Annotated in this window: 6 protein-coding genes; 4 read left to right on the top strand and 2 right to left on the bottom strand. The window is 74.5% G+C overall.

Translation table 11 applies throughout. The features are described from left to right. A partial coding sequence (locus tag LCD31_RS24020; protein ID WP_224961538.1) for a hypothetical protein occupies window positions 1–759 on the top strand: 759 nt, incomplete at its 5' end. A gap of 153 nt (window positions 760–912) precedes the next feature. Further along, a complete protein-coding gene (locus tag LCD31_RS24015; RefSeq protein WP_224961537.1) occupies window positions 913–1,701 on the top strand; it encodes an HAD family hydrolase in 789 nt (262 codons plus the stop codon). A gap of 5 nt (window positions 1,702–1,706) precedes the next feature. Here the strand turns inward: LCD31_RS24015 and LCD31_RS24010 are convergent, their stop codons facing one another. Then, entirely contained in the window at window positions 1,707–2,492 is a 786-nt protein-coding gene (locus LCD31_RS24010) for a DeoR/GlpR family DNA-binding transcription regulator (protein WP_224961535.1), read from the bottom strand. 85 nt (window positions 2,493–2,577) lie between these two features. Continuing rightward, complete coding sequence (locus LCD31_RS24005) at window positions 2,578–3,030, bottom strand: gamma-glutamylcyclotransferase (protein ID WP_224961533.1); 453 nt, start codon at window positions 3,028–3,030, stop codon at window positions 2,578–2,580. A 170-nt stretch (window positions 3,031–3,200) separates the two neighbouring features. Here LCD31_RS24005 and LCD31_RS24000 point away from each other — a divergent pair, with 170 nt between their 5' ends. Both LCD31_RS24000 and LCD31_RS23995 read left to right on the top strand, forming a co-directional pair. Further along, complete coding sequence (locus tag LCD31_RS24000; protein ID WP_224961531.1) at window positions 3,201–4,604, top strand: NAD(P)H-quinone dehydrogenase; 1,404 nt, start codon at window positions 3,201–3,203, stop codon at window positions 4,602–4,604. A 72-nt stretch (window positions 4,605–4,676) separates the two neighbouring features. Continuing rightward, the gene (locus LCD31_RS23995; RefSeq protein ID WP_224961529.1) at window positions 4,677–5,060 is read left to right on the top strand and encodes a thiol-disulfide oxidoreductase DCC family protein; all 384 of its coding nucleotides are present in this window, start codon (window positions 4,677–4,679) and stop codon (window positions 5,058–5,060) included. Window positions 5,061–5,182 lie beyond the last annotated feature (122 nt).

Here is a 5,182-nt window from a genome sequence, read left to right as displayed (position 1 = left end):
GTTCCCGTCCCGCCCGCGGCCGCCTCCCGCGCGCCCGATCGGCCTGCCGCGCGGGCCGCGCCCGGTCCGCCTGCCCGACGGCGGGGCCGGTTCGAGCCGGGGCGCGGGCGACGACCCGGCGCCCCGCTGCACGGCGCGCTCGCCCGCTCCACCGCCGAGGAGGTGTTCGGCGCCGACCGGGTGCGCGCCGAACTGGACGCCGGGCGCTGGGTCGAACCGTGGGGCGGCGTGCTGCTGCCCGCCCGTCGCGCCCGGGACCCGCTCGCGCGGGCCGAGGCCGCGCTGCTGCGCGCCGGTCCGCACGCGGTGCTCAGCGGGCCCACCGCCGTCGCCATGCACGGCTGCACCGAGGCGTTCGACGACGAGGTCGTGCACGTCGCGGTGCCCTACCACCGCCAGCCCCGCTCGGTGCCCGGCCTGCTGATCAAGCAGGCCTGCGTCCGCGAGTCCGAGGTGCTGGAGCTCGACGGGCTGCGGGTGCACGCGCTCGAAGTCGCGCTGGTCGAGATGCTCTGCACCGGAGAACGGCGCACCGCGCTCGCCTGCCTGGAGCAGGCGCTGGCCGCGCTGGGCACGGCCGCCGAGCGGTTCCACGCCGTGGTGGCCGAGCAGGTGCACCGCAGGCGGGACCGCCGCGGCACCCGGCGCGCCGCGGAACTGCTCGACCTCGCGCGGCTCGGTCCGTCCGGCGCGGTCCCGGTCGTCGCCCGCATCGAAGCCGCCGCGCCGGCGAACGCGCTCGCCGGAGGTGCGTCGTGACCGAGCACCGGGACATCACACGAACGCCTGTGATGACCGCATCCGAATGCGTTATGTTCAGCGAGGAACCCGGTATTCCGGCCCGATCCAGCACTCGCGTCCGCCGCCCCGCCGCGCGGATCCGCTGGGGCCGCGGGACGAGGAGGGCACGAGGTGTCACGCAACGACGATCGGTTCCCGGATCAGGTGCGGGGCTCGGCCCCCGTCCTGCCGAACGGGACCGCGGTCACCGGCACGGCGGAATCGCGCGCGGCGCTCGGCGAACCCGTGGAGCTGGTGCTGCTGGACGTGGGTGGGCCCGTCTACGACGACTCCTGGTACCGGGAAGCGCTGCTGCGGGCGACCTGCGAACTCGTCGCGGAGAACGGCGGGATGCTGCTCGAAGCGGAGTTCCAGCGGGTCTACGACGCGCGGCGGCAGTCGCAGGAAGGTTCGCTGCGCACCGCGATGGCCGAGCACTTCCTCCGCGACGGCGACCGGGAACGGTTGTCGGACCGGGCCGAGAGCTACTGGTTCTACCCGCCCTCCGCCCTGCACCCGGACGTGCTGCCCGCGCTGCGGCAGCTGTCCGAGCGGTACTCGATCGCCGTGGTGGCCAACCAGCGGGCGCTGGTCGTGGACGCGCTGCGCCGCGACGGGGTGGCCCCGTTCATCGATCACTGGGCGATCTCGGAGCTGGTGGGGGCGACCAAACCGGACCCGGAGATCTTCTGGCACGCGCTGAACCGGGCCGGCGTGCTGCCGCGGAACGCGGTGCACGTCGGCAACCGGCTCGACTCCGACGTGCGCGGCGCGCAGCGCTTGGGGATGCGCACCATCTGGGTGGTGCGCGGCGAAGCACCGCCGGACCCGACGCCGGAGCAGCTGGGCGAACCGGACATCGCGGTGTTCTCGCTGGCGGACGTGCCCGCCGCGGTGGAACGCCTGCAACGAGCCCGGTAGCCGGGTCAGGCTTCGGCGACCTCCACCGCGACGCCGCGCTCGCGCAGCTCGTCCAGCACCGGTCGCGGGGTCGCCGGGTCCACGACGACCAGGTCGAACTCGGTCAGCGGCGCCAGCTCGTGCACCGCGCGCCGCTCGAACTTGGAGCGGTCCGCCAGCAGGACGCGGGTGGCGGCGGTGCGCATCAGCGCCCGCTTCACCTGCACGGACTCCAGCGAGCGGTGCAGGCAGTGCCCGTCCACCACGGCCGTCGCGGACAGCAGCAGCACGTCCGAGCGCAACGCGCCCGCCATCTCCGCGGCGTGCAGGCCGAAGAACGCGTCGTAGCCCGGGTGGAAGTCGCCGCCGAGGCCGATCACGTGCACGCCGTCCTCCTCGCGCAACCGGTTGATCACCGGGAGGAAGTTGGTGACGACGGTCAGCGGGGCCAGCTCGCCGAGCCGTTCGGCGACCGCGAGCCCGGTCGTGCTGTCGTCGAGCGCGACGACCTGGCCGGGGGAGAGGTGGCGCAGCGCGTGGCGGGCGATCCGGGACTTGGCCTCCGCCGCGTCGGACCGGCGGGCGCCGACCGACCTGGGCAGCAGCGAACCCGGGGTGGAGGTGGCGCCGCCGCGGACCTTGCGCAACCAGCCCTGGCGTTCGAGGACATCCAGGTCGCGGTGGATGGTCATCCCGCTGACGCCGTACTCCTCGACGAGCCGCTCGATGCGCACGGTGCCGTCGGCGAGCACCGTCTGCCGGATGCGCTCGCGCCGCTGCTGCTGGGACACCGCCCCGCTGACCTGGCCCACACCCACCTCACCACCGACGTGTGCCGTCGGTGTGATTATCACACGCGGGAGGTGACGTCCGGGCCGCTCGGCGGTGCCGAGTCGATCACGGTCCGACGTTGCCGCAGGGCCGGGTGCGCAGCTTCGCCACGTAGTCCTCGGGCGCGCCCGCCGCCTCCGCCGCGTCGGCCATCACGCCGAGGTAGCGGGCCGAGGGCAGGCCGCCCTCGTAGGCGTCCAGCACGTACAGCCAGGCGAGCACCGGTCCGTCCAGGGTCTGCACCCGAAGCCGCAGCTTCTTGTGCATCCCCAGCTCGGAGCCCTCCCAGCGGTCGAGCTGCCGTTCGTCCTCGGGGCTGACGTCATACAGCACGGTGAAGACCTGCTCGCCGGGGTGCTCGACGATCGTCGCCAGCGCACCTTCCCAGCCGTAGTCCTCACCACCGAAGGTCAGCCGCCAGTCCATCAGCCAGCCCGTTCCCGCCAGCGGGGAGTGCGGGGCTCGCTCGGTCATCTGGGCCGGATCCATGTTGGACCCGTACGCGGCGTACAGCGGCACGCCCCACAGGGTAGCGATCGATGGGCCCGATGTCGGAGTGGACCGCGTCACCGCGGCGGCGAGTCGCGGTCCGAACGCCGCGAACGGGCGGGTACCGCCCGAATCGCCGCGAGCCGGCGAGACATAGGGTGGTGGCGCCCACGAGGCTCGGAGTACGGAGGGACCGCGAAGTGACCCGCATCGTGATCATGGGAGGTGGGCCTGCCGGTTACGAGGCGGCCCTGGTCGCAGCGCAGAACGGCGCCGACGTGACGCTGGTGGAGCCGGACGGGCTCGGTGGTGCGTGCGTGCTCTACGACTGCGTCCCGTCCAAGACCTTCATCGCCTCCGCGGGCGCGCGGTCGGCCGCCCGCGACGTGCGCGAGCTCGGCATCCGCAGCGATCCGGACGGCGTCGAGGTGGACACCGCCGTCGTGCACGGCCGGGTCAAGGGCCTCGCGCTGGCGCAGTCCGCCGACATCCGCGCCCGGGTGCGCCGCGAAGGCGTCAAGATCATCGCGGGGCGGGCCCGGTTCACCAACCCCGCGCACGGCATGGCGCAGCACCGCATCGGCGTGGACCGGGCCGACGGCGGCACCGAGGAGCTGGTCGGTGACGTGGTGCTCATCGCCACCGGCGCCACCCCGCGGGTGCTGCCGGGCGCGGTGCCGGACGGGGAGCGGATCCTCAGCTGGCGCCAGCTCTACGACCTGCCCGAGCTGCCCGAGCACCTGGCCGTGATCGGCTCCGGCGTCACCGGGGTGGAGTTCGCCTCCGCTTACACGGAGATGGGCGTCAAGGTCACGATGATCTCCAGCCGGGACCGGGTGCTGCCGCACGAGGACGCCGACGCCGCGGGCGTGCTGGAGGAGGTCTTCGCCGAGCGCGGGACCGAGGTCGTCAAGCACGCGCGGGCCGAGCGGGTCGAGCGGACCGAGAAGGGCGTCGTCGTGCACCTCGCCGACGGCAGGCGCGTCGAAGCCAGCCACGCGCTGATGACCGTCGGCTCGGTGCCCAACACCGAGGACATCGGGCTGGAGCGGGTCGGCCTGGAGACCGACCGCGGCGGCTACGTCAAGGTGGACCGGGTGTCCCGCACGCAGGTCCCCGGCGTGTACGCGGCGGGCGACTGCACCGGGTTGCTGCTGCTCGCCTCCGTCGCGGCCATGCAGGGGCGCATCGCCATGTGGCACGCGCTCGGCGAGGGCGTCAGCCCGATCAAGCTCAAGACCGTCGCAGGCAACGTGTTCACCCATCCGGAGATCGCCACCGTCGGCATCAGCGCGCAGGCCATCGACTCCGGCGAGGTGCCCGCGCGCACCGTGACGCTGCCGCTGGCGACGAACCCGCGGGCGAAGATGGAAGGTCTGCGCCGCGGCTTCATCAAGATGTTCTGCCGCCCGCAGACCGGTGTGGTGATCGGTGGCGTCGTGGTCGCGCCGAACGCCAGCGAACTGGTGCTGCCCATCGCGCTGGCGGTGCAGAACCAGGTGACGGTGGAGAACCTGGCGAACACCTTCTCGGTGTACCCGTCGCTGTCCGGGTCGCTCACCGAGGCCGGGCGCCAGCTCATGCGCCACGACGACCTGGACTGAGCCGTCACCGCCGCGGGACCGGCCTCGACGGCGGCGGGGCCGGCGGGGACCCTGGGGACGGGAGGCATTGCCATGGCGACACCGGTGCTGGTCTACGACGGCGACTGCGGCTTCTGCACCCGCAGCGTGCGGCTCGCGGAGAAGCTGCCGTTGCGCGCGCGGATCGTGCCGTGGCAGGAAGCGGACCTGACCGCGCTGCGCACCACCGAGCAGCGCGCCCGGCACGAGGTGCTGTGGGTGGACGAGACCGGCCGCGTCTCCGGCGGGGCGGACGCGGTGGCCGCGCTGCTGCGGCACTGCGGATTCCCCTGGTCGCTGCCGGGGGCGGTGCTGTCGCTGCCGGTGCTGCGCGGGATCGCCCGGCTCGGGTACCGCTGGGTCGCCGACAACCGGCACCGGCTGCCCGGTTCCACCCCGGCCTGCGCGTTGCCCGCCGACCAGCGCCCCGGCGCCTGAGCGGTGCCCGGGGGGGGGGGGGGGGCCCGCCCCCGGGGGGGGGGGGCGCCCCCCCCCCCCCGCCCGGGGGGGGGGGGGGCCCCGGGGGCCCCGGGCCCCCCCCCGGGCCCCCCGCGGGGGGG

The organism is Saccharopolyspora sp. 6M, from assembly GCF_020176775.1.
GTDB classification, from domain to species: domain Bacteria; phylum Actinomycetota; class Actinomycetes; order Mycobacteriales; family Pseudonocardiaceae; genus Saccharopolyspora_C; species Saccharopolyspora_C gregorii.
This window is presented reverse-complemented; position numbering and strand designations above follow the sequence as displayed.